This window comes from Streptomyces sp. NPDC050448, assembly GCF_040655295.1.
In the GTDB taxonomy this organism is placed as follows: domain Bacteria; phylum Actinomycetota; class Actinomycetes; order Streptomycetales; family Streptomycetaceae; genus Streptomyces.
Map to the genome: position 1 here is coordinate 221409 of NZ_JBFAJR010000001.1, position 22494 is coordinate 243902.

Sequence of the window (22494 nt, forward strand, 5' to 3'; positions counted from 1 at the left end):
CGGATCGGGTTACGTACGCAGGGCGATCCCGTCCAGGACCATGGACAGGTACTGGCGGGCGATCTCCTCGGGACTGTGCTGTCCTCCCGGCCGGTACCAGGAGGCCGCCACCCACACCGTGTCGCGGACGAAGCGGTAGGTGAGGCGGACGTCGAGGTCGGCGCGGAAGACCTGGGCGGCGACCCCGCGTTCCAGCGTCCCCAGCCAGGCCTTCTCGAACTTCTGCTGCGAGTCGGACAGGTAGTGGAAGCGGGGCTGCGCGGACAGGTGCCGCGATTCCTTCTGGTAGATCGCGACGGCGGCGCGGTGCCGGTCGATCTCCCGGAAGGACTCGGTGACGAGGGCCTCGATGGTCTCCCGGGGGCCGAGGCCGGCGGCGAGGACGGTGTCGTAGCCGTCCCACAGCTCGGTGAGGAAGGCGGAGAGGATCTCGTCGAGCATCGATTCCTTGGAATCGAAGTGGTAGTAGAGGCTGCCGGCGAGCATGCCGGCGGCGTCGGCGATCTTGCGGACGGTGGTGGCGTTGTAGCCCTGGGCGGCGAAGACCTCGGCGGCGGTGTCGAGGAGCTCTTTGCGCCGCTCGGGAGACGCGGTCACCTGCGGCTTCTTCTTGTTCGTTGGCACGCGCCCATTCTCGGCCTAGGCGCGCTGGCTGCTGACCGGGACGGTCTCGCCGGTCATGTACGACGCGTAGCCGCTGGCCAGGAACACGATGACGTTGGCGATCTCCCACGGTTCGGCGTACCGGCCGAAGGCCTCGCGGGCCGTCAGTTCGCGCAGCAGTTCCTCGCTGGTGACCTTCGCCAGGTGCGGGTGCATGGCCAGGCTCGGGGCGACCGCGTTGACGCGTACGCCGAACTCGGCCGCCTCCAGTGCCGCGCAGCGGGTCAGCGCCATCACCCCGGCCTTGGCGGCGGCGTAGTGGGCCTGGCCGCTCTGGGCGCGCCAGCCGACGACGGAGGCGTTGTTGACGATGACCCCGCGCCCGGTGCCGGCCGCCTTGAAGGAGCGCAGGGCGGCGCGGGTGCAGCGGAAGGTGCCGTTCAGGGTGACGTCGAGGACCTTGCCCCACTGTTCGTCGGTCATGTCGACGAGGGCGGCGGTGCCGCCGAGGCCGGCGTTGTTGACGACGACGTCCAGGCCGCCGTGGGTCTGCTCGGCGAGCGCGAAGAGGGCCCGGACCTGGTCCTCGTCGGTGACGTCGCACGGCAGGGAGGCGACGCGGCCGGCGCCGAACTCGGCGGCGAGGGCCTCCTCGGTCTCCTTCAGGCGGCGGGCGTGCGCGTCGCCGATGACGATGCGGGCGCCCTCCTCCAGGAAGCGGCGGGCGGTGGCTCCGCCGATCCCGGCCCCGGCGGCGGCGGTGACGACGGCGGTGCGGCCGTCCAGCAGGTGGTGGCCGGCCACGTAGCGGGGCTCGTTCATGCGCACTCCTCGACGCTGCTCATGGCCGTACGGTAACCTACCAAACACTTGTTAGGGAAGCGTGAACGGGGGCGGGCACCTGATGGATCTGACCCAGACGGCGGAGGTGGCGGCCTTCCGGGCCGAGGCCCGGGCCTGGCTGGCCCGGCACGTGCCCGCCTCCCCCCTCCCCTCCCTGGAGACGGCGCGGGGCTTCGCGGCGCACCGGGAGTGGGAGGCGCGGCTGCACGCGGACCGCTGGTCGGCCGTGTCCTGGCCCGAGGAGTACGGGGGCCGGGGCGTGGACATCGAGCGGTGGCTGGTCTTCGAGGAGGAGTACTGGGCGGCGGGCGCGCCCGGCCGGGTCTCCCAGAACGGCATCAGCCTCCTCGCGCCGACCCTCTTCGACCACGGCACCCCCGAGCAGCGGGCCCGGGTACTGCCGCCGATGGCGAGCGGCGAGGTGATCTGGGCGCAGGCCTGGTCGGAGCCGGAGTCGGGCTCCGACCTGGCCTCGCTGACGTCGCGGGCGGTGCGCGCCGAGGGCGGCTGGCTGCTGTCCGGGCAGAAGACCTGGTCCTCGCGGGCGGCGTTCGCGGACCGGGCGTTCGGCATCTTCCGTACGGACCCCGGGGCCGCGAGGCCGCACCAGGGGCTGACGTACCTGATGTTCGACCTGCGGGCGCCGGGGGTGACGGTGCGGCCCATCGGGCGGCTGGACGGCAAGCCCGCCTTCGCGGAGCTCTTCCTCGACGAGGTCTTCGTACCGGACGCGGACGTGATCGGGGAGCCGGGGCAGGGCTGGCGGATCGCCATGTCGACGACGGGCAACGAGCGCGGGCTGACGCTGCGCTCGCCGGGGCGCTTCCTGGCGGCGGCCGACCGGCTGGTCGCGCTGTGGCGGGCGGCCGGGGATCCGGGGGACACGGCGCTGCGGGACCGGGTGGCGGACGCGGTGGTCGGGGCGCGGGCGTACGAGCTGTTCACCTGGGCGGGCGCCTCGCGGTTCGCGGCGGGCGAGCGCATCGGCGCCGAGTCCAGCCTGAACAAGGTGTTCTGGTCGGAGTACGACATCGCCCTGCACGAGACGGCACTGGACCTGCTGGGCGCGGACGCGGAGCTGGCGGAGGGCGCGTGGGCGGAGCCCTGGGTCTTCTCGCTGGCCGGGCCGATCTACGCGGGCACCAACGAGATCCAGCGCGACATCATCGCCGAGCGCCTGCTCGGCCTGCCGAAGGGCCGCCGCTGATGCGCTTCCTGCCGACCGCTCAGCAGTCGGACTTCGCCCGTACGCTCCGCGGCCTGCTCGGCGCCTCGGACGTCCCGGCGGCCGTACGGGCCTGGGGCGCCGGGGACCAGGGACCGGGGCGGGCGGTGTGGTCCCGGCTCGCGGGGACGGGTCTGTTCGCGCTGGCGGCGGACGAGGCGTACGGCGACCTGGGAGGGCTGGGGCTGCTGCCGGTGGAACTGGCCGTCGGCTTCGTGGAGCTGGGTCGGGCCGGGATGCCGGGTCCGGTGGTGGAGACGGCCGCGGCGGCCGTGCTCCTGTCGGCGCTCGGGGAGGAGGAGCCGGCGAAGCGCTTCCTGCCGGGGCTGGTGGCGGGCGAGGCCCTGGCCACGCTGACGCTGCCGGGCGGGAGTCCGTACGCCCTGGACGCGGACGCGGCGGCGTACTGCTTCACGGTGTCGGCGGCCGGCGAGCTCCGCCTGGCGGGTGGCCCCGCCGGCGGCGAGGGCGGGCTGCTGCGGTCCACGGACCCGGCCCGCCGGCTGCTGCGGCCCGCGGCGGAGGGCGAACTGCTGGCCTCCGGTCCCCCGGTCCTGGCGGCGGCGGGGACGGCCCTGGGCTGGGCGCGGCTGCTGACGGCGGCCCAGTGCCTGGGCGTGGGCGAGGCCCTGCTGGCCCGCACGGTGGAGTACGCGAAGCAGCGCACGCAGTTCGGCACGCCGATCGGCGGCTTCCAGGCGGTGAAGCACCGGCTGGCGGACACGCTGCTGGCCCTCGAGTTCGCGCGCCCGCTGGTGTGGGCGGCGGCGCTGGGCCTGGCGCCGTGGGAGGTCGCGGCGGCGAAGCTGGCCGCGGGCGAGGCGGCGTACGCGGCGGCCATGACGGCGCTGCAGATCCACGGGGCGGTCGGCTACACGGAGGAGCTCGACCTCTCCCTGTGGCTGCGCAAGGCGCGGCCACTGCGCGACGCGTGGGGGGCGCCGTCGGCGTGCCGGGCGGTGGTGCTTCAGGAACGAGAGCGGTAGTACGTCGCGAGAGCGGTGTTCACGAGGACGATCCCGGCGAACCAGAGGCCGACGGCCCGGTGCCCGAGCGCGAGGAGCGCGAGGGCGGCGGCGCCGAACACCAGCACCTTCACCGCGAGCTGCGCGGCGAGCGGGACGGCGAACCGGGCCTTGGGCGCGGCGAACGCCCCCCACAGGACGGCGGCGGCGAGCGGAGCGGCCACGGCGAGCCAGAGGCCGACGGTGGAGCCCCACCAGGCGAGGACGCCGAGGGCCACGACCTCCAGCACGAAGGCGAGGCCCTCGTTGGCGAGGAAGAAGGGCCGCGCTCCAGGACGTCTCGCAGGACTGGTACGGCTCATGCGACGGCCACGCTGAGGGTGACGACGTAGCGCTCCTCGACCGTCCCGTCGGGGAACAGGGCGGTCAGCCGCGCCCGCTCCGCGTCGAGGAACTCCCGCGTGCCGTCCGGGCCGAGCATCAGGAAGGCCGAGTGGCTGGCGTGGTTGGCGAGGTGGACGTCGAGCGGGATCCGGCGCGACCAGCGCACTTCGCGGGTGGTGAACGCCAACTCGGCCGGCAGGCCGCGGAAGGTGCTCCCGTCGGCGTCGAACAGGCCCCGGATCCGCTCGTCCTGCTCGGCGATCCAGGGGACGGCGGAGTCCATGTCGTTCCACCAGAGCGCGAGCGCGCCGCCGGGGCGCAGTACGCGGCGGGCCTCGGGGACGGACCGGGCGGGGTCGGTCCAGTGCCAGGCCTGGGCGTACGTGAGGAAGTCGAACCCGGCGGTGGCGAGCGGCAGCCGGTCGCCGTCCCCGCGCACGAGCGGGATCCCGGGGTTCGCGCGCCGGAACTCGGCGGCCATGCCCTCGCCCGGCTCGACGGCGACGACGTCCGCACCGCGGGCTTGCAGGAGCCTGGTGGCGATCCCGGTCCCGGCCCCCACGTCGGCCACCCTGGCCCCTCGCAGCCCCCGCCCGGCCAGCACCTCGAGGGCGTCGAACAGCTCCTCGGGATACCCGGGCCGGTTGGCCGAGTACAGCGGGGCGGCGGCATCGAAGGACCGGCCGCGGATGCGGTGCGTTGTGGCCATGCGGCCATTGTTTTCGATCCCCGCCCCCAGCGCCAGGCCTTTGCACTCGGCCGCAGGTTTCGGTTCAGCCGCGGCGGCGCAGGGAGTAGCGGACCAGGGTCAGCGTCTGGACGGCCAGCAGGATCGCGGCCCCGGTTCCGGCCGTCGGGAGGGCGTCCGGCGAGGCCCAGGCCCGGCCGCCCAGTTCAGCGACGCCGACCGCGGCCAGCGCGACCAGGAAGCGGGGCACGAACTCGGCCTCGGTGCCGTGCAGTACGCCCGAGCCGACGACGAAGACGGCCAGCAGGACCGGGATCCAGGGGGCGTCGGGCTCGCGCAGCAGCAGCGCGGCGCCGAACTCCACGGCCAGGACAAGGAAGTTGCGGAGCAACATCGACATGAGCACATCATGCCGGGGATATCCGCGCGCACCCCCGCCGGACCTCCGGCTGAGACCCACCGCAAGGACGGGGCCGCACACAGAGGCAGTGCGCCTCCACGACATGGAGGAGGACGCCGGTTCGAATCCGGCCGCCCCGCCCCCTACCTCGCTTCGTGCCCCGTGGTCCCGAGCCAGGCCGCGGCGGCCGCCAGGGCCGCCCCTCCGGCCGGCAGCGGCAGGCCCAGGAACCCGTGGAAGACTCCCGGGTACAGGTGGACCGTGCAGTCCACCCCCGCCGCGCCCAGCCGGCGCGCGTACGCCAGGCCCTCGTCCCGCAGCAGATCGCAGTCCGCCAGCACCAGCAGCGTGCGCGGGAGTCCCGACAGGTCGCGGGCCCGCAGCGGCGAGACGTGCGGGTGCGCGGGGTCGCCGCCGTACTGTTCCCAGTACCAGGCCATGTGGGCCGCGGTGTGGAAGTGGCCCTGCCCGTACGGCGACACCGACGCGGATTCCATCGCCGCATCCAGCGGCGGATAGACCAGCAGCTGGCCCGCCACCAGCTCGGGCGCCCGCAGCGCGGTCACCGCCGCCAGGTTGCCCCCGCTGGAGTCCCCCGCCACCACCACCCGGCCCGGATCGCAGCCCAGCGCGACCGCCCGGGACCTCGCCCACAGCAGTACCGTCAGCGCGTCGTCCGGCGCCGCCGGCCAGGGGTGTTCGGGGGCGAGCCGGTAGCCGGCGGAGACCACCACCGCGCCCGAGCCCGCGGCCAGCGACCGGCACACCGCGTCGTGCGTGTCGAGGCCGCACATCACCCAGCCCCCGCCGTGGAAGTAGACCACCAGAGGGCGGCCCGCCGAGCCCGGCGCGGGGTCGTGGATCCGGACCGGGACACCCGAGGCGTCGCCGTCCCGGACCGCGGCCACCTCCGGGCCCGCCGACCGGCCGCCCACGGCCGCCGCCCGCAGGGCCGTCACGTCCCCCGGCCCCGGGAACGCCGCCGTCATCGCCTCGCACAGCCCCCGGGCCGCGGGAGAAAGGGAGTCGCCCGTCGCGCCGCCGCTCATCGCGCCGTCATCCCCCCGTCCACCGCGAACTCCGCGCCCGTCACGTACGAGGACGCGTCCGAGCAGAGGAAGAGCACCAGCTCCCCCACCTCCTCCGGCCGCCCCATCCGCCCCAGCGGCACGTGCGTCCAGTCCTGCCCGGAGACCGCGGAGATCATCGGCGTGTCGATCGCCCCCGGATGCACCGAGTTGACCCGGATCCGGTCCCCCGCCAGGTCCAGCGCCGCCGACCGGGTCAGCCCGCGCAGCCCGAACTTGGTGGACCCGTACGCCGCGTGGCCCGGGATGCCGACCAGCCCGGCCGTGGAGGAGATGTTCACGATCGAGCCGCCCCCGCCCGCCCGCAGCACCGGAGCCACCGCCCGGATCCCCAGGAACGGCCCCAGCAGGTTCACCCGCAGCAGCGCCTCGAACTCCTCGGGCCGCTGCCGCTCCACGTGGGCCGTGCGCCACACCGCCGCATTGTTGACCAGCGCCGAGACCGTGCCGAAGGCGCGCACGGCCTCCCGTACGACCTCCGCCCAGCTGTCCGCCTCGGCCACGTCGTGCCGTACGTACAGCCCCTGGTCCCCCAGCGAGGACGCGACCGCCCGGCCCTCCTCCTCCCGTACGTCCGTGACGACCACCCGCGCGCCGGCCTCCGCGCACAGCCGGGCCTCCGCCGCGCCCTGCCCGCGTCCGGCGCCCGTGACGACGACGACCTTCCCGTCCAGCGAGACCACCCGTCAGCCCTCCAGTTCGCCTAGTTATTTCTCATAGGCATACTCCTAACAGGCATATCGTGAGGGAGGAAGGGTTGCCGCGGAGACCGGTCGTAGACTGCGGTGCGTGGCAGACGAGACGACCAAGCGCACCCTCCCGGCGACCAGCTGGGCGGTGCTCGGGCTGCTCTCCTTCGGAGAGGAACTCTCCGGCTACGACCTGAAGAAGTGGTCGGACCGGTCGCTGCGCTTCTTCTACTGGAGCCCGTCCTTCAGCCAGATCTACAGCGAGCTCAAGCGCCTGGAGAAGGCCGGCTACGCATCGTCCCGACTCGTCGCGCAGGAGACCGGAACCCGCGAGAAGCGGGTGTACCGGATCACCGACGAGGGCACGGCAGCCGTACGGGCATGGGCCCGCGAGACCCCGGTCGACCCGCCCGTCCTCAAGCACGGGCCGATGCTGCGGCTGTGGCTGGGCCACCTCCTGGAGCCCGGACAGATGCGTGAAGTCCTGCTCCGGCACCAGGAGTTCGCGGAGAAGATGCGCCTGCGGGCGATGGCCGACGCGGAGAGCGCGAAGGACGAGGCCGCCTGGGCGTACCCGGCGCTCACTCTCAAGTGGGCCGAGCGGTACTACGCCTCCGAGCGCGACCTCGCGGCCGCCACGCTCGACGACGTCGCGGCGCTGGAGGGCAGGCGCCCGTAGGTGCGCCCGTCGGTGCGCCGGAAGCGGAGCAGCGGCGCGCACTCCGCGCACCGGGAGCGCCTTGGCGCACGCCCGGGGTTCACCGCCTCAGGCTGACGTACCCTCGGGCCATGACGGGCAGCGCGATCGACCTCCGTAAGATGGAAGCGACCGCTCCGGCGCTCGTGAGCCTCTACAAGAGCGCCGGGCTCTCGCTCCGCAAGCACGGCCTGGAGGGCGGGCGCGCCTCGGTGTACCTGGTCCTGGACTACTCGGGGTCGATGCGCCCGTACTACCAGGACGGCACCGTGCAGGCGCTCGCCGACCGGGTGCTGGGCCTGTCCGCGCACCTCGACGACGACGGCCGCGTGCCGGTGGTGTTCTTCTCCACCGAGGTCGACGCGGTGGAGGAGATCCCGCTCGCCGGACACCAGGGGCGGATCGCGGAAATCGCCTCCCGCCTGGGCCACATGGGCAAGACGGCGTACCACGCGGCGATGGACGCGGTGATCGACCACTATCTTGATTCGGGATCGGCGAAACCCGCTCTCGTCGTCTTCCAGACGGACGGCGGCCCGGTCAACAAGCTGGCGGCGGAGAAGTACCTGTGCAAGGCGGCCCGGCTCCCGCTGTTCTGGCAGTTCGTCGGCTTCGGGCAGACGCGCAGCACCCAGTTCGACTTCCTGCGCCGGCTGGACGAACTGCCCGTGCCGGCCCGGCGGGTGGTGGACAACGCAGGGTATTTCCACGCGGGGCCGGATCCGCGCGAGATGCCGGACTCGGTGCTGTTCGACCGGCTGGTCATGGAGTTCCCGTCCTGGCTGGCGGCGGCCCGCGCGGCGGGCATCGTGCGCACCTGAGCGGCGGGCATCGTGCGCGCCTGAACGGCGACGGCCGGTGCCAGGCGCTTTGATGGGCGTATGACGACGAACAACTGGGCAGCGTTCGAGAAACAGGAACCGGAATTCGCGGCGGCCGTCCAGGCCCGCTTCGCGCAGTACCCGCACCACGTCCTCGGCACCCTCCGCAAGGACGGCTCCCCGCGGCTGGCCGGACTCAATGTCGACATCCGCGGCGGCGAGCTGTGGCTCGGCATGATGCCGGGCTCGATGAAGGCCAAGGACCTGCAGCGCGACCCGCGCTTCGCGCTGCACACCAATCCCGGCGCGGGCGAGACGATGCCGGACGGGGACGTACGGATCTCCGGGCGCGCGATCGAGCTCGTGGACCCGCCCGAGCTGCACCGGTACGCGGAGGAGACGGACACCCCGCACCCCTTCCACCTCTTCCACGCGGACCTGACGGAGGTGGTGCACATCGGCGTCGAGGGCGAGGACCTGGTGGTGCGCTCGTGGACCCCGGCGCACGGGCTGCGCACCATCCGCCGGGGCACCGACGACGAGCCGCCGCGCGAGGAGCCCCACGAGGAGCCGGCCGGCTGACTGCCTGACTGACTGACGAGCCGACTAGCCGACTAGCCGACTAGCCGAAGGCCGGCTCGGCCCGCGCGGGACTGAGAAGAACGGCGGGGTCGATGTCGATCCAGCTGCGGTCGATGTTGATCGTGACCCCGCCGTACGTGTCGTCGTGGCCGCCTCGGTACTGGTGGGCGCGGCGCCGGCCGGCCCACTGGTGCGTACCGGCGGGCAGGCCCATGTCGGCGTCGGAGACCGAGGCCTCGGCGTTCCAGGAGGCGGCCCACAGCACGTCGGGCATGGCCCACGGGGCCTGGTCGTGGTGGGCGCTGAGCGCCTTGGCCCCGGAGCTCGCCGCGACGTAGGCGGCCGCTCGGTAGCCGAGCTCGTGCAGCCGGACCGTCCAGGCGGTGAGGTAGGCGACGACCGGGGGGTCCCAGGTGGTGCGGTCCGTGTAGTTCTCGAGGTCGTTGTAGAGCACCGTGCCCTCGGCCAGACCCAGCGCCCCGGCCGCCTGGGCGGCGCCGTCGGCGGCTTCCTTGCCCTGCTCGTTGGCCTCGGAGGGGTCGGTGGACAGGCCGGTGACGGCGTTGTGCCAGGGCTGCGGGCCGACCCAGAGCGGCATCAGGTGCCAGCCCGCCTCGGCCTGCTGCCGGACCCAGCCGGCGGTGAGCTGCGGCTGGGCGCAGGCCCGGGCCCGGCCGCCGATGTAGATGCCGACGGCGCCGAAGGGGGATGCGGCCCGCCAGCTGTCCATGGCGCCCTGGGCCGGGGCGGTGCAGGCGTCGAAGCCGGCTCCGGTGAAGGGCTCCTGGCCGGCGACGGGCTTCGGGCCGGCGACGGCCGACGCGGGGTCGGCGGGGGCGCCGCCCGCCCCCGCCGCGGCGCCGCCCGCGGTTCGGGCCCGCGCCAGGAGGTCGCGTACGGCGTCGGGCGCGGTCCCGTACGAGACGGTGGCCATCACCCCGGACCGGCGCAGGGCGTACCGGACCTCGTTGCTGTGGCCCTGCGGCTCCGGGATCCCGCCGGGGCCCTCGGCCCGCAGGGTCGGGATGTCGGCGCGCGGCGGGGCCCCGTCGAGCGGCTCCAGGTGCAGGGTGTCGGCGCGGGTGCGGACGGCCCGGCCGGTGCATTCGGCCTGTGTGCCGGCGTGCCCGAGGTACAGGGTGGGCAGGTCCAGGCGCAGGCAGGTGTCGGGGTTTCGCTCGAGGTCGACGACCCGCCAGTGGCCGGGGACGGTGAGGCGCAGCCCGTGGTAGTCGATGGTTGCCGGGGCCGGCCCGTCGGCGACGGCGGGCAAGGCGGGCGCGAGCAGAGCGGCGCCGAGCAGGCAGGACAACATCGATTTGGAGGGCATGCGCCCCACAGTTACCAGACGCAGCCGCCCCGAACTGCCGCGCTTCCACTGCCCACTTGGCCCGTCCGGCCTACACGCCGCCGGCCTCGCTCCGCCCAGCCGGGGCCCGAAGTCCCCGGTACCGCCGGGCCGGCCGGCGCCGCAGCACGGCGGCGCTCCCGGCAGCACCCTGCCGGGGGTCACCCGCACGAGCGACCGGTGTCGGCCCCGTCACGTGACGCCCCGGAAGGCGTACCCGCACACCACTCTTCTTCTGGCTCGCGAGTTGGTGACGCAGGCGGCTTGGTGCGCGCGCGAGAGCCGTGCATATGATCGAACTCTTGCCGACGGGGAGGCCGAACATGGCGGGAAATTTCGATCAGGAGTGGGGTTCGGGCGCAGGCGTCGCGGACCAGCACGTGGGCATGCGGCTGAACCATGTGCCGACGGAGCCCTCGGGTCCGGGGCCGTCGGCTCCGCCCGTGTACGGGCCGTTCGCTCCGGGCAAGGGGCCTGGCGACTTCGCCTCGACGCCGGCGGACAAGCAGGCGGCGGCGGGCACGATCGAGAACGAGCTGCAGCCGAACACGAAGAAGGCCGCGGAGCACGCGGACGACGCCACCAACGCCGCCCACAAGGGCTTCGACGGGTGGGACACCGCCGCCGGTCTGAAGAAGGTGTCGGACACCTGGGACCAGCAGGTGAAGAACCTGATGGCCCGTCTGGACGCGGAGAAGACCGCACTGCGCGGGGCCTCGGGTCTCTTCGTACGCAATGACACCGCTGTGTACAACCAGTTCGGCACGCAGTCGAAGCTGAACGGTTTCTAGGGGGCTGCGGTGCTGAACTACCACGAGGTCATGACCACGGATCTGGGCCTGCTGACGACGGCCGCAGGCAAGTGGGAGGCGATGGCGGGCGAACTGCAGAAGGTCGAGACCCGCTACGGCGACTCCGTCCAGAAGATCACCATGGGCGACAGCTGGGCCGGTGTCAGCGCCGGTTCCGCCAAGTCGGGTTTCGCGGGGACCCGCTACGAATACTCGGCCGCGCAGATCCAGGCCAAGGCGATCGGAAGCCTGCTGCGGGACGCGCACGAGAAGTTCACCGACCTCAAGCAGAAGCTCGAAAGCGCGCGCGACGACGCGATAGCCGCCGGCATGACCGTCTCGGAGCAGGGATACGTCGCCTTCGACTGGAGCAGGCTCACTGCCTCCGAGCGCAGCGCCTACCACCACGACCCCGACGGCGAGGCCTCCATACGCACGGCCGTCACCAAGTGGCAGCAGCACGTCGACGACCGGGTGAAGGCCGTCGCCGAGCTCGACCAGAACGTCAAGCTGGCCCTCGACGCCGTCGTCGTGGACAGCAACAAGGACGCTCTGGGCAAGGGCGCCGACATGTCGCTCAGCGGGTTCAACGCGGGCGCCGAGGGCGACCTGACGAAGGCCGTGAAGGCCGCACAGGCCGCGAAGGCCGACGCGTCCGACGTCAAGCCGCGCGAAGACCCCCTCAAGGTGACCGGACCCGATGTGGGCTTCTCGATCAGCGGCGTCAAGAACGGCAAGGAGGGCGGGGTCAAGGCCTACGCCGACCTCTTCCACCTGAACGCGGAGGGGAAGTCGACCAAGGGCGGGATCGACTTCTCCGGGGTCTACGACGTCTACGGCGGAGCCAGGTCCACCGCGAACTACGGTTTCACCAACAAGGGCCTCACCGGCAAGGCCGAGGTGTCTGCGGGAATCCGGGAATTGGTGGGGGGCAAGGCCGAGTACGGGTACCTCGGCGCCTACGAGCGGACCGAGGTCTTCGCCGGTGGCGAGGCAGCGGTCAGTGCCGGGGCGGGCCAGGACGGCCTCAACGCCGGCGCGAAGGCGTTCGCCGGCGCGAAGGCCAGCGTCGCCGGAGGCGGCGAGCTCGCCGGCATCGGCGCCGGCGGCACGGCCGAGGGCTGGGCCGGCGCGGGAGCGGAGGCCAAGGTGACCTTCGGCAAGGAAGACGACGGCAAGTGGCACGTCGGCGGCAAGGTGGGTCTCGCCCTCGGGCTGGGCGGCTCCGTGGGAGGGGAGTTCACGATCGACCCCCACAAGGTGAGCGATGCCTTCGGCGATGCCGCCGACGCGGTCGGCAGTTGGTTCGACTGATGTACGTTTCCCGTCTCCACGGAAGGAAGGCCCCAGATGCCCACGACACTGCCCGTGCCGATCGAATTCAGCCTGCCGGAGGGCTGGCAGGCGGCGCCGCCGGACGAGGTCGGCGCTCCGGAAGTGGCCTTCATCGCCCTGCATCCCCAGCCGGATGACGGGTTCACCGCCAACATCACCGTCGACGGCGACTTCCTGCCGGACGAGACGACGCTGGAGGAGCTCGCCGACGCTTCGGTGGCGCGTGTGCGCGGGGCCGCCGAGTCCGTGACGGTGGTCGCCCGCCGCGAGATCGGCTCCGCGGCCTCGCCGGGCCTGACGCAGCGCCTGGCCCTGACGGCCGTCGTCGCCGGCGTGCGCCGCGACCTCGTCCAGTCCCAGGTCTACATGGCCATCACGGATCTCACGGACCCGCACAAGCGCGCGCTGATCCGGTTGATCCTGACCGCCACCGCCGCACAGCACGACAGCGTCCTGGCGGACTTCCAGGGGTTCCTGCGCACCGTACGCCCGGACACCGGAACGGAGACCTGACGATGGGTCTGTTGGACAGGTTCACCGGCACCCAGTACCCGGACGGCGGCGCCGCACCGCTGTCCGCCCCGGAGGTCCGGGAGGCGCTGCTCGCGATCAACAGCCCGGACAAACCGTACGTCGTGCGCACCGCCCGGCCCGCGGAGAAGGCCGACCTGGTGGCGGAGTGGCGGGTCCTGGAGCCCGCCTGGCGCACCTTCTTCCTCACGTCCCGGCTGGACCGGACCCTCAAGACCAGGATGCGCCTGGTCCCCGGCAAGCACGAGGTGCGGGCCCTCGACGAGCAGCTGGAGGTCACCTGGGTCGGGGACACCCCCAGGCTGGCCACGTCGGCCGAGTACAGCAGAGGGCAGGTGACCACGGTGTCCAAGCGGTGGACGATCGAGCGGGGACCCGACGGCCGCCGGCACATGGTCGAGGATTTCAGCTTCGACACGCAGGAGATGAAGGTCCCCCTGCAGAAGGCGGTCCTCGGCGCGGGATGGACCTGGCGCGGAGTGCTGTTCAGGCTGTGAACCGGCGCGGCCCGGGCCCGCAGGGCCGCCCGGCACCGGGAGCCGGACCCGTCGGCGGCCGAGCGTCTCACCCCGCCGCCGTGCGCGACCCCGGCCCGCAACACGCCACAGCGCCCGTCATCCCTGGTCGGGGACATGACGGGCGCCGTGTCAGAGTTCCGCACGCCGTTGTACGGACCGTATGAGGGGTCCTCCCCGAGGGGAGGGGCCTTGCTGGGGCGCCGGCCACGCACCGCCGGCCGGAGGGCGGCGCAGCCGGGCGATGCCCGGGAGGCCGCCTGCGGCCGAGCGGTGCGAGCGTGGCGTGGGGGTCAGACCATCAGGGAGCGGTCCGTCGGCTTGACCGGGTACGGGAGGGTGCTGCTGCCGGTCAGGAAGCGGTCCACGCCGCGGGCGGCCGAGCGGCCCTCCGCGATCGCCCAGACGATCAGGGACTGGCCGCGGCCCGCGTCGCCGGCGACGAAGACGCCGTCCACGTTGGTCGCGTACGACGCGTCGCGGGCGACGTTGCCGCGCTCGTCGAGGTCCAGGCCGAACTGCTCGACCAGGCCGTTGGACCGGTCGGTGCCCGTGAAGCCCATGGCCAGGGTGACGAGCTGGGCCGGGAGGACCCGCTCGGTGCCGGGCTTCTGGGTCAGCTTGCCGTCCACGAACTCGACCTCGACCAGGTGCAGGGCCTGGACGTTGCCGTCCTCGTCGCCCTCGAAGTGGGTGGTGGAGACGGAGTAGACCCGCTCGCCGCCCTCCTCGTGCGCCGAGGTGACCTTGTACAGCATCGGGAACGTCGGCCAGGGCTGGTTCGCGTTCCGCTCCTCGCCGGGCTTCGGCATGATCTCCAGCTGCGTGACCGAGGCCGCGCCCTGGCGGTGGGCGGTGCCCACGCAGTCCGCGCCCGTGTCGCCGCCGCCGATGACGACCACGTGCTTGCCCTCGGCCGTGATGGGGGGCGCCACGAAGTCGCCCTCCTGGACCTTGTTGGCCAGCGGCAGGTACTCCATCGCGAAGTGGATCCCGCGCAGGTCGCGGCCCGGGACCGGCAGGTCGCGGGAGACCGTGGCGCCGGCCGCGATGACGACCGCGTCGAACCGCTTGCGCAGGTCGGTCGCGGACAGGTCGCGGCCGATCTCGATGCCGGTGCGGAACTTGGTGCCCTCCGCGCGCATCTGCTCGATGCGGCGGTTGATGTGCACCTTCTCCATCTTGAACTCGGGGATGCCGTAGCGGAGCAGGCCGCCGATGCGGTCCGCGCGCTCGTACACCACCACGGTGTGGCCGGCCCGGGTCAGCTGCTGGGCCGCGGCCAGACCCGCGGGGCCCGAGCCGATGACGGCCGCCGTCTTGCCGGACAGCCGCTCGGGCGCCTGCGGGGTGACGCTGCCGTTGTCCCACGCCGTGTCGATGATCGAGACTTCGACGTTCTTGATCGTGACGGCCGGCTGGTTGATGCCGAGCACACACGCCGACTCGCACGGGGCGGGGCACAGGCGGCCCGTGAACTCCGGGAAGTTGTTCGTGGCGTGCAGGCGCTCGGAAGCCGCCGACCAGTCCTCGCGGTACGCGAAGTCGTTCCACTCCGGGATCAGGTTCCCGAGCGGGCACCCGTTGTGGCAGAACGGGATGCCGCAGTCCATGCAGCGCCCGGCCTGCTTGCTGATGATCGGGAGCAGCGAGCCCGGGACGTAGACCTCGTTCCAGTCCTTCAGCCGGTCGGCGACCGGACGGGTACAGGCGGTCTCGCGCTGGGTGGTGAGGAAGCCCTTCGGGTCAGCCATGGGTCGCCGCCTCCATCATCTTCTCCGTGGTCTCGGACTCCGAGAGTCCGGCCAGCTCAGCGGCGTCCTTGGCGGCGAGCACTGCCTTGTACGTGGTCGGGATGATCTTGCTGAAGCGTTCCGCCGAGACGGACCAGTCAGCCAGGAGCTTCGCGGCCACGGTCGAGCCGGTCTCCTGCTCGTGGCGGCGCACCACATCGTGCAGCCACTGCTTGTCGGCGTCGGACAGGGCCTCTATGGCGCCCACGTTGCCGACGTTGACGTTGTTGACGTCGAGGTCGACGACGTACGCGACGCCGCCCGACATGCCGGCCGCGAAGTTGCGGCCCGTCTCGCCGAGTACGACGGCGCTGCCGCCGGTCATGTACTCGCAGCCGTGGTCGCCCACGCCCTCCGAGACGACCAGGGCACCGGAGTTGCGGACGCAGAAGCGCTCGCCGGTGCGGCCGCGCAGGAACATCTCGCCGCCGGTGGCGCCGTAGCCGATGGTGTTGCCGGCGATGGTCGAGTACTCGGCGAGGTGGTCGGCGCCGCGGTCCGGGCGGACCACGAGCCGGCCGCCCGACAGGCCCTTGCCGACGTAGTCGTTGGCGTCGCCCTCCAGGCGGAGGGTGATGCCCTTCGGCAGGAAGGCGCCGAAGGACTGGCCGGCCGAGCCGGTGAAGGTCAGGTCGATGGTGTTGTCGGGCAGGCCCGCACCGCCGAACTTCTTGGTGACCTCGTGGCCGAGCATGGTGCCGACGGTCCGGTTGATGTTCCGGATGGCGACCTGGGCGCGGACCGGCTGGGCCGCCTCGGCGGAGTCGGCGTTCAGCGCGTCGGCCGCGAGCTCGATCAGCTCGTTGTCGAGGGCCTTCTCCAGGCCGTGGTCCTGCTCGATCAGGGCGTGGCGGACCGCGCCCTCGGGCAGCTCCGGCACGTAGAAGAGGGGCTCGAGATCGAGGCCCTGCGCCTTCCAGTGCGTGACGGCCTTGCTGGTGTCGAGGAGCTCGGCGTGGCCGACGGCCTCCTCGATCGTACGGAAGCCCAGCTCGGCGAGGAGCTCGCGCACCTCCTCCGCGATGAACTCGAAGAAGTTGACGACGAACTCGGCCTTGCCGGAGAAGCGCTCGCGCAGGACCGGGTTCTGCGTGGCGATGCCGACCGGGCAGGTGTCCAGGTGGCAGACGCGCATCATGACGCAGCCGGAGACGACGAGCGGCGCGGTCGCGAAACCGAACTCCTCGGCGCCGAGCAGCGCGGCGATGACGACGTCGCGGCCGGTCTTGAGCTGGCCGTCCGTCTGGACCACGATGCGGTCGCGCAGCCCGTTGAGCAGCAGGGTCTGCTGGGTCTCGGCGAGGCCGAGCTCCCAGGGGCCGCCCGCGTGCTTGAGCGAGGTGAGCGGGGAGGCGCCCGTACCGCCGTCGTGGCCGGAGATCAGGACGACGTCCGCGTGGGCCTTGGAGACGCCCGCGGCGACGGTGCCGACGCCGACCTCCGACACCAGCTTCACGTGGATGCGTGCGGCCGGGTTGGCGTTCTTGAGGTCGTGGATCAGCTGAGCCAGGTCCTCGATGGAGTAGATGTCGTGGTGCGGCGGCGGGGAGATCAGGCCGACACCCGGGGTGGAGTGCCGGGTCTTGGCGACCCACGGGTAGACCTTGTGGCCGGGCAGCTGGCCGCCCTCGCCGGGCTTGGCGCCCTGGGCCATCTTGATCTGGATGTCGTCCGCGTTGACCAGGTACTCGCTCGTGACGCCGAAGCGGCCGGAGGCGACCTGCTTGATCGACGAGCGGCGCGCCGGGTCGTACAGGCGGTCCGGGTCCTCGCCGCCCTCACCGGTGTTGGACTTGCCGCCCAGCTGGTTCATGGCGATGGCGAGGGTCTCGTGGGCCTCGCGCGAGATGGAGCCGTACGACATGGCGCCGGTGGAGAAGCGCTTGACGATCTCGGAGACCGACTCGACCTCGTCGATGGAGATCGACGGGCGGTCCTCGCTCTTGAAGCCGAAGAGCCCGCGGAGCGTCATCAGCCGCTCGGACTGCTCGTTCACCCGGTCCGTGTACTTCTTGAAGATGTCGTACCGGCGGTTGCGGGTGGCGTGCTGGAGGCGGAAGACCGTCTCCGGGTCGAACAGGTGCGGCTCGCCCTCGCGGCGCCACTGGTACTCGCCGCCGATCTCCAGCGCGCGGTGCGTGGCCGCGATGCCGGAGACCGGGTACGCCTTGGCGTGGCGGGCGGCCACCTCCTTGGCGATGACGTCCAGGCCGGCGCCGCCGATCTTGGTGGCGGTGCCCTGGAAGTACGCCGCGACGAACTCCTCGTTCAGGCCGACGGCCTCGAAGACCTGGGCGCCGCGGTAGGAGGCGACGGTGGAGATGCCCATCTTGGACATGACCTTCAGGACGCCCTTGCCGAGCGCGTAGATCAGGTTCTTGATGGCCTGCTCCGGCTCCAGTCCGGACAGGAACGTACCGGCGCGCAGCAGGTCCTCGACGGACTCCATGGCGAGGTACGGGTTCACGGCCGCGGCGCCGTAGCCGATGAGCAGCGCGACGTGGTGGACCTCGCGGACGTCACCGGCCTCGACCAGCAGGCCCACCTGGGTGCGCTGCTTGGTGGCGATGAGGTGGTGGTGCACGGCGGAGGTGAGCAGCAGCGACGGGATCGGCGCGTGCTCGGCGTCCGAGTGGCGGTCCGAGAGGACGATCAGGTGGGCGCCGTTCGCGATGGCCGCGTCGACCTCGCCGCGGATCTCCTCCAGGCGGGCTGCCAGTGCCTCGCCGCCGCCGGAGACCCGGTAGAGGCCCGAGAGGGTGGCGGCCTTCATGCCCGGCATGTCGCCGTCGGCGTTGACGTGGATGAGCTTGGCCAGCTCGTCGTTGTCGATCACCGGGAAGGGCAGGGTGACGCTGCGGCAGGACGCGGCGTTCGGCTCCAGCAGGTTGCCCTGCGGGCCCAGCGAGGACAGCAGCGAGGTGACGAGCTCCTCGCGGATGGCGTCCAGCGGCGGGTTCGTGACCTGCGCGAAGAGCTGCGTGAAGTAGTCGAAGAGCAGCCGGGGGCGCTCGGACAGCGCCGCGATCGGGGAGTCCGTGCCCATGGAGCCGAGCGGCTCGCCGCCGGTACGGGCCATCGGCGCGAGGATGACGCGCAGCTCTTCCTCGGTGTAGCCGAAGGTCTGCTGGCGGCGGGTGACCGAGGCGTGGGTGTGCACGATGTGCTCGCGCTCGGGCAGGTCCGTCAGCTCGATCTCGCCGGTCTCGAGCCATTCGGCGTACGGGGCGGCGCCGGCCAGCTCGGCCTTGATCTCGTCGTCCTCGATGATCCGCTTCTGGGCGGTGTCGACGAGGAACATCTTGCCGGGCTGGAGGCGGCCCTTGCGGACGACCTTGGCCGGGTCGATGTCGAGCACGCCGACCTCGGAGCCGAGGACGACGAGGCCGTCGTCGGTGACCCAGTAGCGGCCGGGGCGCAGACCGTTGCGGTCGAGGACCGCGCCGACCTGGGTGCCGTCGGTGAAGGTGACGCAGGCCGGGCCGTCCCAGGGCTCCATCAGCGTGGAGTGGTACTGGTAGAACGCGCGGCGGGCCGGGTCCATGGAGGTGTGGTTCTCCCACGCCTCCGGGATCATCATCAGCACGCTGTGCGGCAGCGAGCGGCCGCCGAGGTGCAGGAGCTCCAGGACCTCGTCGAAGGAGGCCGAGTCGGAGGCGTCGGGGGTGCAGATCGGGAAGATCCGCTCCAGCGCGCCGTCGCCGAAGACGCCGGAGGCCAGCTGGGACTCGCGGGCCTTCATCCAGTTGCGGTTGCCCTTGACCGTGTTGATCTCGCCGTTGTGCGCGACGAAGCGGTACGGGTGGGCCAGCGGCCAGGACGGGAAGGTGTTCGTCGAGAACCGCGAGTGGACCAGGGCCAGCGTCGAGGCGAAGCGGCGGTCGGAGAGGTCCGGGAAGAAGGGCTCGAGCTGGCCGGTGGTCAGCATGCCCTTGTAGACGATGGTGCGGGCGGAGAGCGAGGGGAAGTAGACCCCGGCCTCGCGCTCGGCGCGCTTGCGCAGCACGAACGCCTTGCGGTCCAGCTCGATGCCCGTGCTGCCTCCCCCGGACTCCGTCCGGGAGGTGCCCCCACTCACGAAGAGCTGCGAGAAGGCCGGCATGGTGGCGCGGGCGCCGTTGCCGAGCAGGTCAGGGGTGACCGGGACCTCGCGCCAGCCGAGAACCGTCAGGTTCTCCTCGGCGGCGATGGCCTCGATCTGCTCCACGGCGACGGCCTGTGCGGTGCCGTCGGCGGGGAGGAAGGCGATGCCGACGGCGTACGCGCCGGCCTCGGGGAGCTCGAAGCCGGCCACCTCGCGCAGGAACGCGTCGGGGACCTGGGAGAGGATTCCGGCGCCGTCGCCCGAGTCGGGCTCGGAGCCGGTGGCGCCGCGGTGCTCGAGGTTCCGCAATACGGTCAGGGCCTGCTCAACGAGGGTGTGGGTGGCCTCGCCGGTGAGGTTCGCCACGAATCCGACGCCGCAGGCGTCCTTCTCGTTGCGCGGGTCGTACATGCCCTGCTGGGCGGGGCGACCGTCCATGGGCGACCAGGCGGTGGTGCTGAGGCCGGTCGCGGAGTGCGTGGATGCGGAACGCATCGGCTCTCCCGTCGTCGTCGTGGCATATGTGCATAGCCGAGGGACGACGTTGGCCCTCTGCGAAATTTCGTGCAGGTTACATGATGACGTCTATCCCGAGAAGCGGATACGGCGTTTCACCATGCGGACACTGCGCGCAGCGAAATAAGCAGAAAAAAGGGGGACTTAGCGGAGACCCGAGGATTCAAAGGACGGAAGTGCTCAGCACCCAAGAACTCAAGGATTCACGACATATCAGGGGTCGCCCGGTGAAGGTCCCGGCACCGGAGGCATCGTTGCCTCTGAGCGCCCTGGTCTGATGCCCGGCGGACACGGAGTCGAAACCGCCGGGTAACGAACTACTTATGCAGCACGCCGCATAGTGTGCCACTGCCTGCGGCGTCAGCCTACGGCTCCGCCGATCCAGGTTCCCAGGACGTACGTCACACCGGCGGCCGCGCCGCCGAGCAGCAGCTGCCGCAGGCCGCTGTACCACCAGGTCCGCGCGGTGACCCGGGAGACGACCGCGCCGCAGGCGAAGAGCCCGGCCAGCGCGAGCAGCACCGCGGGCCACAGGGACGTGGCGCCGAGCAGGTACGGCAGTACGGGCAGCAGCGCGCCCAGCGCGAAGGAGCCGAAGGACGAGACCGCGGCGACCATCGGCGACGGCAGGTCGTCGGGGTCGATCCCGAGCTCCTCGCGGGCGTGGATCTCCAGCGCCTGCTCGGGGTCGCGGGACAGCTGCATGGCGACCTCGCGGGCGAGGGCCGGCTCGACGCCGCGCGATACGTACAGCTCGGCCAGCTCCTCCATCTCGTCGACGGGGTGCTTGCGCAACTGCTGGCGCTCTATGTCGAGTTCGGCGAGGACCAGCTCGCGCTGCGAGGCGACGGAGGTGTACTCGCCGGCCGCCATCGAGAAGGCTCCGGCCGCGAGGCCCGCCAGCCCGGTGATCACGATGGTCTGCGGGGCGACGGCGCCGCCGGCCACGCCGGTCATCAGGGCGAGGTTGGAGACGAGCCCGTCCATGGCACCGAAGACGGCCGGCCGCAGCCATCCGCCGTTGACGTCGCGGTGGGTGTGGTTGTCGCGGTGGGCGGTGTGCAGCGGTGCTTCGATGTCGATGATGGACATGCGGCGTATCTCCCCTTTTCGTACGAGTGGGTACGCGAAGGCGACGCGCAGGCATCCACTCCCCCTGAACACCTCGAAACTACGCACGATTTCTGCCGCCCGCCAGCAAGGAAGGCCGTACTTACCTGGGGTTTCACGGGTCGGCGACCGGGTGACGGGGGTATGGGCGGGGTGTTTCGCGGCGAGCGACAAACCACATGCCATGGCACAAATCCCCCATGGGCTCAAGATGGGTCCCATCAAATGGAGAGGCGCGTCATGGAGCTGATTGCATCCCATCCGCAGGTCCTCCTCGAACGGGCCAGGGGCGCTCTTCTGGGCCTCGCGGCGGGTGACGCGCTGGGGGCCCCCGCCGAGAACATGAAGCCCTCGGAGATCCGGGCGAAATGGGGCCGCATCGAGGGCTTCGTGTCGGAGGATCCGGCGGGCACCGACGACACCGAGTACGCGATCTTCTCGGGGCTGCTGCTGGCCCGCCACGGGTCGGCGCTGACCGTCTCGCACGTCGAGCGGGCCTGGCACCACTGGATCGCCGACCTCGACGAGGGGCCGTTCCGCGGGGCGGGCTTCAGCGAGCGCGGCACCCTGGAGAACCTCCGCCGGGGGCTCGCGGCCCCCATCTCCGCACAGCACCGCCACGCCTGGTCGGACGGCCTGGCGATGCGGGCGGCCCCCTTCGGGGTGTTCGCCGCGGGCCGCCCCGCCGAGGCCGCCCGGCTGGTCGCGATCGACGGCAGCGTGAGCCACGACGGCGAGGGCATCTACGGCGGCCAGGCGGTGGCGGCCGGCGTCGCCGCGGCGATGGCCGGCGGCAGCCCCGCGTCCGTGGTCTCCGCCGCGCTGTCCGTCATCCCGTCGGACTCCTGGACCGCCCGCTCGCTGCGCCGGGCCGTCACGGCGGCCCCGCGCGGCGAACGGGCGGTGCGCTCCGCGGTGGTGATCGGCGGCTACCCGTGGACGGACCTGGCCCCGGAGGCGGTGGGCCTGGCCTTCGGGGCCTTCGCGGCCTGCGGCGGCGACTTCACCGCTTCGGTGCTGACGGCGGTGAACATGGGCCGCGACGCGGACACCACGGCGGCGGTGGCGGGCGCCCTCTCCGGCGCCCTGTCGGGAGTCGCCGCGATCCCGGCGGCCTGGGCGGCGGCGATCGGCCCGGTCCGGGGCAGCTGCCTCCCCTCGATGCGGGGCTACCACGTCCTGGACATCGCGGACCTCCTCACCCCGGAAACCGAGCCGGCCCGATGACCCCAGACCCAGAAACCCCGCCCCCGGGCGAAGCCCACAACCAGCACCCGACTCCGCCGGCCCCGGCCCCGTGGGCGGATCCGGGTCCGCCCACGGCTCCGGCCCAGCCACTGGCATCCGCCCCAGGCGGCACCCCGGCCCCCGCATCGACACCCGGCACGTCCCAGCCACTGGCATCCGCCCCAGGCGGCACCCCGGCCCCCGCATCGACACCCGGCACGTCCCAGCCACTGGCATCCGCCCCAGGCGGCACCCCGGC

General features: G+C 72.4%; 21 protein-coding genes and 1 tRNA gene. 11 read left to right on the top strand and 11 right to left on the bottom strand.

The window, feature by feature from the left end; all coding sequences use genetic code 11:
- Positions 1-9 precede the first annotated feature (9 nt).
- Both AB0I68_RS01045 and AB0I68_RS01050 read right to left on the bottom strand, forming a co-directional pair.
- A complete protein-coding gene (locus tag AB0I68_RS01045) occupies positions 10-624 on the bottom strand; it encodes a TetR/AcrR family transcriptional regulator (RefSeq protein WP_363175031.1) in 615 nt (204 codons plus the stop codon).
- A gap of 15 nt (positions 625-639) precedes the next feature.
- Entirely contained in the window at positions 640-1425 is a 786-nt protein-coding gene (locus tag AB0I68_RS01050; RefSeq protein ID WP_363175032.1) for an SDR family oxidoreductase, read from the bottom strand.
- A gap of 82 nt (positions 1426-1507) precedes the next feature.
- Between AB0I68_RS01050 and AB0I68_RS01055 the strand changes: the two genes are divergently transcribed.
- Together AB0I68_RS01055 and AB0I68_RS01060 are read left to right on the top strand one after the other, a co-directional pair.
- Entirely contained in the window at positions 1508-2653 is a 1146-nt protein-coding gene (locus AB0I68_RS01055) for an acyl-CoA dehydrogenase family protein (protein WP_363175033.1), read from the top strand.
- The gene (locus tag AB0I68_RS01060; protein WP_363175034.1) at positions 2653-3657 is read left to right on the top strand and encodes an acyl-CoA dehydrogenase; all 1005 of its coding nucleotides are present in this window, start codon (positions 2653-2655) and stop codon (positions 3655-3657) included. The genes AB0I68_RS01055 and AB0I68_RS01060 overlap by 1 nt, the downstream gene beginning before the upstream one ends.
- On the opposite strand, the gene AB0I68_RS01065 is transcribed toward AB0I68_RS01060, so the two are convergent.
- The 3 genes from AB0I68_RS01065 to AB0I68_RS01075 form a co-directional block, all read right to left on the bottom strand.
- On the bottom strand, positions 3639-3998 hold the full coding sequence (locus AB0I68_RS01065) for a YrdB family protein (protein WP_363175035.1): 360 nt from the start codon (positions 3996-3998) through the stop codon (positions 3639-3641). The two genes, AB0I68_RS01060 and AB0I68_RS01065, sit on opposite strands and share 19 nt — an antisense overlap.
- A complete protein-coding gene (locus AB0I68_RS01070; protein WP_363175036.1) occupies positions 3995-4729 on the bottom strand; it encodes a class I SAM-dependent methyltransferase in 735 nt (244 codons plus the stop codon). The genes AB0I68_RS01065 and AB0I68_RS01070 overlap by 4 nt, the downstream gene beginning before the upstream one ends.
- 64 nt (positions 4730-4793) lie before the next feature.
- A complete protein-coding gene (locus AB0I68_RS01075; protein ID WP_363175037.1) occupies positions 4794-5108 on the bottom strand; it encodes a hypothetical protein in 315 nt (104 codons plus the stop codon).
- A 69-nt stretch (positions 5109-5177) separates the two neighbouring features.
- Between AB0I68_RS01075 and AB0I68_RS01080 the strand changes: the two genes are divergently transcribed.
- Positions 5178-5247: transfer RNA gene (locus AB0I68_RS01080), tRNA-Val, on the top strand.
- Positions 5248-5251: 4 nt separating this feature from the next.
- Here AB0I68_RS01080 and AB0I68_RS01085 read toward each other — a convergent pair.
- Both AB0I68_RS01085 and AB0I68_RS01090 read right to left on the bottom strand, forming a co-directional pair.
- Positions 5252-6157 carry an alpha/beta hydrolase gene (locus AB0I68_RS01085; RefSeq protein WP_363175038.1) on the bottom strand — a complete coding sequence of 302 codons (906 nt, stop codon included), beginning with the start codon at positions 6155-6157 and terminating at the stop codon, positions 5252-5254.
- On the bottom strand, positions 6154-6879 hold the full coding sequence (locus AB0I68_RS01090) for a glucose 1-dehydrogenase (RefSeq protein WP_363175039.1): 726 nt from the start codon (positions 6877-6879) through the stop codon (positions 6154-6156). Before AB0I68_RS01090 ends, AB0I68_RS01085 begins: the two co-directional genes overlap by 4 nt.
- A 106-nt stretch (positions 6880-6985) precedes the next feature.
- Between AB0I68_RS01090 and AB0I68_RS01095 the strand changes: the two genes are divergently transcribed.
- The 3 genes from AB0I68_RS01095 to AB0I68_RS01105 all read left to right on the top strand — a co-directional run bounded on the left by AB0I68_RS01095 (position 6986) and on the right by AB0I68_RS01105 (position 8985).
- Positions 6986-7564 carry a PadR family transcriptional regulator gene (locus AB0I68_RS01095; RefSeq protein ID WP_363175040.1) on the top strand — a complete coding sequence of 193 codons (579 nt, stop codon included), beginning with the start codon at positions 6986-6988 and terminating at the stop codon, positions 7562-7564.
- A 110-nt stretch (positions 7565-7674) separates the two neighbouring features.
- Entirely contained in the window at positions 7675-8403 is a 729-nt protein-coding gene (locus tag AB0I68_RS01100; protein ID WP_363175041.1) for a VWA domain-containing protein, read from the top strand.
- A 60-nt stretch (positions 8404-8463) separates the two neighbouring features.
- The gene (locus AB0I68_RS01105; protein WP_363175043.1) at positions 8464-8985 is read left to right on the top strand and encodes a pyridoxamine 5'-phosphate oxidase family protein; all 522 of its coding nucleotides are present in this window, start codon (positions 8464-8466) and stop codon (positions 8983-8985) included.
- Between the two features lie 40 nt (positions 8986-9025).
- Here the strand turns inward: AB0I68_RS01105 and AB0I68_RS01110 are convergent, their stop codons facing one another.
- A complete protein-coding gene (locus AB0I68_RS01110) occupies positions 9026-10315 on the bottom strand; it encodes a DUF1906 domain-containing protein (RefSeq protein ID WP_363175044.1) in 1290 nt (429 codons plus the stop codon).
- A gap of 341 nt (positions 10316-10656) precedes the next feature.
- On the opposite strand from AB0I68_RS01110, the gene AB0I68_RS01115 reads away from it, so the two are divergent.
- From AB0I68_RS01115 to AB0I68_RS01130, 4 genes are read left to right on the top strand one after another with little or no spacing between them, the layout of a single operon-like run.
- Positions 10657-11124, top strand: a complete 468-nt coding sequence (locus AB0I68_RS01115; protein ID WP_363175045.1) for a hypothetical protein — start codon at positions 10657-10659, stop codon at positions 11122-11124.
- 30 nt (positions 11125-11154) lie between these two features.
- Positions 11155-12438, top strand: coding sequence for a hypothetical protein (locus tag AB0I68_RS01120; RefSeq protein WP_363175046.1), 1284 nt, complete (start codon positions 11155-11157; stop codon positions 12436-12438).
- A gap of 36 nt (positions 12439-12474) precedes the next feature.
- Positions 12475-12972 (top strand): hypothetical protein, encoded by a 498-nt coding sequence (locus AB0I68_RS01125; protein ID WP_363175047.1) that lies wholly within the window; start codon positions 12475-12477, stop codon positions 12970-12972.
- Between the two features lie 2 nt (positions 12973-12974).
- The gene (locus AB0I68_RS01130) at positions 12975-13487 is read left to right on the top strand and encodes a hypothetical protein (protein ID WP_363175048.1); all 513 of its coding nucleotides are present in this window, start codon (positions 12975-12977) and stop codon (positions 13485-13487) included.
- Positions 13488-13798: 311 nt separating this feature from the next.
- Here AB0I68_RS01130 and AB0I68_RS01135 read toward each other — a convergent pair whose 3' ends face one another.
- The 3 genes from AB0I68_RS01135 to AB0I68_RS01145 form a co-directional block, all read right to left on the bottom strand.
- Positions 13799-15259, bottom strand: coding sequence for a glutamate synthase subunit beta (locus AB0I68_RS01135; protein ID WP_363175049.1), 1461 nt, complete (start codon positions 15257-15259; stop codon positions 13799-13801).
- Complete coding sequence (gene gltB, locus AB0I68_RS01140) at positions 15252-19820, bottom strand: glutamate synthase large subunit (protein ID WP_363175364.1); 4569 nt, start codon at positions 19818-19820, stop codon at positions 15252-15254. The genes AB0I68_RS01135 and gltB overlap by 8 nt, the downstream gene beginning before the upstream one ends.
- A gap of 438 nt (positions 19821-20258) precedes the next feature.
- The gene (locus AB0I68_RS01145; protein WP_363175050.1) at positions 20259-20990 is read right to left on the bottom strand and encodes a VIT1/CCC1 transporter family protein; all 732 of its coding nucleotides are present in this window, start codon (positions 20988-20990) and stop codon (positions 20259-20261) included.
- Positions 20991-21248: 258 nt separating this feature from the next.
- Here AB0I68_RS01145 and AB0I68_RS01150 point away from each other — a divergent pair, with 258 nt between their 5' ends.
- Entirely contained in the window at positions 21249-22235 is a 987-nt protein-coding gene (locus AB0I68_RS01150) for an ADP-ribosylglycohydrolase family protein (protein ID WP_363175051.1), read from the top strand.
- The last annotated feature ends 259 nt before the right edge of the window (positions 22236-22494 follow it).